4 protein-coding genes are annotated in these 3,125 nt (G+C 66.9%); 1 reads left to right on the top strand and 3 read right to left on the bottom strand.

Going from position 1 to position 3,125, the window contains the following annotated elements; translation table 11 throughout:
• Nucleotides 1-723: methylmalonyl-CoA decarboxylase (gene scpB, locus Q0C38_RS23150; protein ID WP_291299501.1), on the top strand; the 723-nt coding region annotated here is incomplete at its 5' end.
• A gap of 124 nt (nucleotides 724-847) precedes the next feature.
• Here the strand turns inward: scpB and Q0C38_RS23145 are convergent.
• The 3 genes from Q0C38_RS23145 to Q0C38_RS23135 form a co-directional block, all read right to left on the bottom strand.
• Nucleotides 848-1,549, bottom strand: a complete 702-nt coding sequence (locus tag Q0C38_RS23145; protein ID WP_291299500.1) for an ABC transporter ATP-binding protein — start codon at nucleotides 1,547-1,549, stop codon at nucleotides 848-850.
• Between the two features lie 44 nt (nucleotides 1,550-1,593).
• The gene (locus Q0C38_RS23140) at nucleotides 1,594-2,274 is read right to left on the bottom strand and encodes an ABC transporter ATP-binding protein (RefSeq protein ID WP_366937304.1); all 681 of its coding nucleotides are present in this window, start codon (nucleotides 2,272-2,274) and stop codon (nucleotides 1,594-1,596) included.
• A gap of 56 nt (nucleotides 2,275-2,330) precedes the next feature.
• On the bottom strand, nucleotides 2,331-3,125 hold a 795-nt coding region (locus Q0C38_RS23135), incomplete at its 5' end, for a branched-chain amino acid ABC transporter permease (protein ID WP_291299498.1).

The following is a 3,125-nucleotide window of genomic DNA, read 5'->3' as shown; positions in this document are numbered from 1 at the left end:
TTCGACCATGACGACAAGCGCAACGCCCTCGGCGCCGACCTGATCGCCGAGATGATTGCGGCCCTGGATTCCTTCAAGGCCGATGGCGTGCGAGTGGTGGTGCTGCGCAGCGCCTCCGGTGGCAAGGTCTGGTCGGCCGGTCACGACGTCGGCGAGCTGCCGAGGGCGGACGTCGATCCGCTGCCTTACAGCGATCCGCTGGAACAGTTGCTGCGGGCGGTCAAGGCGTTCCCGGCCCCGGTGATCGCCATGGTTCACGGGTCGGCGTGGGGCGGCGCGTGCGATCTGGTCATGGCCTGCGACATCGTGATGGGCGACGAGACCTGCGCCTTCGCCATCACGCCCGCCAAGCTCGGCTTGCCGTACAACGTCGCCGGAATTCTCAACTTCATGAGTCGCCTGCCGCTCACCGTGGCGAAGGAGATGTTCTTTTCGGCGAATCTCATTCCGGCCGACCGGGCGGAGCGCGTCGGCATCGTCAATCGGGTCGTGCCGGCGGCCGCGCTCGAGGCGGAAACCTACGCGATGGCCAGGACGATCGCGTCGCGTTCCTCCAAGGCGATCGCCGCCTCCAAGGAGGCGATGCGCGTGCTGAGCGAATCGGTGCCGATCAACCCGGCCACCCACGAGTACCTCCATGGCCTGCGTCGGGACGTTTATTTCGGCCCCGATTACCACGAGGGCACGGCGGCGTTCCTGGAGAAGCGTGCGCCCAAATTCTGAGGCGGTGTTTGGCGCAAATGGGGCCGGTCTACCCGCCCCAGCAAAGGCTACTCCAGCCGATGCAGCGATCGATGATTTGCAAGGGTGAGGTGGCAGGGTGAGGCGAGCCTAGACTCATCTCGTACTAGTGGCCCAGATAGGATTTGCGCAGGTTGGGGTTTTCGGCGAGGTCGGCTGCGTTGCCCGAGAGGGCAATGCGACCATTTTCCAGCACATAGGCGCGGTGGGCGATCGCAAGCGACTGAACGACGTTCTGCTCGACCAGCAGGACGGCGAGGCCCTGGCCGTTGAGCTGGCCGATCAGGGCGAACATCTCCTCGACCAGGAGAGGCGAGAGGCCGAGCGAGGGTTCGTCGAGGATCAGGAGACGGGGCTCGGCCATCAGGCCGCGGCCGATGGCCAGCATCTGCTGCTCGCCGCCCGACAGCGTGCCGGCGGACTGGGTGAGGCGTTCCTTCAAGCGCGGAAAGATTGCGAGCACGCGCTCCAGGTTCCGCGCGCGGGCGGGCTTGCCGCGGCGGTAGCTGCCCAGCTCGAGATTGTCGCGCACCGTGAGGGTGGGGAAGACACGGCGGCCCTCGGGCACCTGCACGAGGCCCGCTTCGACGATGCGGGTCGAGGGCGCGCCCGCGATGTCGTGCCCGTCGAAGCGGATCGAGCCGCCGAACGGCCGGTAGAGGCCGGAGACGTTGTTGTTGAGCGTCGACTTGCCGGCGCCGTTGCTGCCCAGCAGCGCCACGATCTCGCCCGCGCCCACGGCGAGGTCTACGCCGCGCAGCACTTCAATGGGGCCGTAGCCGGCCCTCAGGCCGGCGATCTCAAGCACGGAGCACCTCCCTCGCGCCGTCATCGGCGCGTAAGGTCTGGCTCTCACGCACGGAGCACCTTGGCAGCACCGTGGCCGAGATAGGCTTCGACGACGCCGGCGTCGTCGGCGATGGCGGCGGGCGTGCCCTCGGCGATCATGCGGCCCTGGTTCAGCACATAGACCCGCTCGGCGAGCGAGGTCACGGCCTGCATGACATGCTCGATCAGAAAAATGGTAACGCCGGCCTGCCTTATGTCCTTGATGACGCTCACGATCTCGACGATCTCGGTCGGGTTGAGGCCGGCCATCACCTCGTCGAGCAGCAGCAGCCGCGGTCCGGTCGCCAGCGCGCGGGCGAGCTCGAGCCGCTTGCGGCCGGCGACGGTGAGGTCGGCGCCGCGCTGGTCGAGCTGGTCTTGCATGCCGACAATGCCCGCGACGGCCTCGGCCTCGCGTGCGGCCAGCCGGCGGTCGGCCGTCCTGTGATAGGCACCGACCATGATGTTCTCGCGCACGCTGATGCCGGCGAAGGGCTGCGTGATCTGAAAGGTGCGGACCATGCCAGCAGCGCAGATGCGGTGCGGCGCGAGGCCGGTGATCTGCTTGCCCTCGAAGACGACCGTGCCGGCGTCAGGCTTGTGGAAGCCCGCGATGGCCGCGAACAACGTCGTCTTGCCCGCGCCATTGGGTCCGATCAGGCCCACGATCTCGCCCTGTCTCACGTCGAGTGAGGCGCTGTCCACGGCCTTCAAGCCGCCGAAGCTCTTGGAGACCCCCCTTACTTCAAGCATGGGGCACCTCAAGCATGGCGCGACCTTCGGCGGAACAGGCCCATCAAGCCGTTGGGCAGTCGGGCCACGATCAGGATCAGCATGATGCCGTAGACCACGAGGCTGAGCGGCTGGACGTTCTTGAAAGCGGGCACGACGCTGGCCAGCCAGCGCGTCACCTCGTTGATGCCCATCAGCGTGACCGAGCCGATCAACGGCCCGAAGATGGTGCCGGCGCCGCCCACCATGCTGACCAGCAGCATCTCGACCGACTTGTCGACGCCGAAGGCGATCGCGGGGTCGATGTAGAGATATTTCTGTGCGTAGAAGGTGCCACCGGCCGCGCACATCGCGCCGGAGAGCGTCAGCACCTTCACCTTCTCGGCGAAGACGTCGATGCCCAGCGCCCGGGCGGCATCCTCGTTCTCGCGGATGGCGATCAACCGCGCGCCGAAGCGGCTCCGGGTCAGGTGCCAGGCAATCAGCAGCGAGATCACACAGAGCAGCAGGGCGAGATAGTAGATCCAGACCGGATCCCTGAACTGGAAGTTGATCGGCCGCTGGTCGGCCTTGATCAACATGCCGAGCCCGCCCTTGGTGATGGGCACGGAGTTGGCGAGGATGCGGAAGACCTCGGCGAAGGCCAGCGTGATCAGCGCGAAGTAGGAGCCTCTGAGGCCCGCGCGGAAAGACAGCACCGCGATCATCCAGCCGACCACGCCGCCCATGGCGGTGGCGACGGGCCAGGCGAGCCACGGGTTCCAGCCGTAGGTCACCTGCAGGATCGTCGAGGTGTAGGCGCCGGTGCCGAAGAACACGACATG

Source organism: Elioraea sp. (assembly GCF_022842375.1).
Classification (GTDB): Bacteria; Pseudomonadota; Alphaproteobacteria; order Acetobacterales; family Acetobacteraceae; genus Elioraea_A.
The sequence above is the reverse complement of the archived record's forward strand: the minus strand, read 5'-3'. Positions and strand labels throughout refer to the sequence as shown.